1 protein-coding gene and 1 pseudogene are annotated in these 501 nt (G+C 66.5%); both read right to left on the reverse strand.

Going from position 1 to position 501, the window contains the following annotated elements; all coding sequences use genetic code 11:
* On the reverse strand, positions 1-181 hold a 181-nt coding region (locus P3H15_RS55045; protein WP_346348900.1), incomplete at its 3' end, for a universal stress protein.
* Between the two features lie 68 nt (positions 182-249).
* Positions 250-426, reverse strand: a pseudogene (locus P3H15_RS55050) (ATP-binding protein); the annotation flags it as partial.
* Positions 427-501: the final 75 nt, after the last annotated feature.

Consider the following 501-nt stretch of genomic DNA (forward strand, 5'->3'; position numbering starts at 1 on the left):
CGCCCACCACCGGGCAGGGCGCGTCGAGCAGGATGCGCTGGGTGTGACTGCCGAGGAGCAGTTTCATTGCCGCGGATCGACGGCGCAATCCGAGTGCGACGAGGTCGGCGCCGGTATCGGTGGCCAGGGTGACGACTTGGTCCGCGAGATCGTTTTCGGCGGCGTGCAGTTCGTACTTCACACCGGCATCCTGTAGCCGCTGGCGCGCCTGCGCGGCGAGTGCCGGGGAGGTGTAGTTCGGACTGGCCGGTGGAGCAGTCGGTCGACCGCGGCGGTCGCGAGCGTTTTCGGCATGATCGTGTCGAACCCGGACGGGTGCAGGTTGCTGGTCACCACGACGCTGCGGCGCTCATATGCGGCATCGACGAGGCGGTAGAACGCTTCGGCGGCGGCCTGACCGGACGGCAGCATCCCGATGTCATCGACCTATGCCGACGTCGGCATAGATCGATCTATCCCGAGCCTGGAACTATGCCGAGGGGCGAGCAGCCTGAATTGGAA

Source organism: Rhodococcus sp. T2V (assembly GCF_029269925.1).
Lineage (GTDB): Bacteria > Actinomycetota > Actinomycetes > Mycobacteriales > Mycobacteriaceae > Rhodococcus_F > Rhodococcus_F koreensis.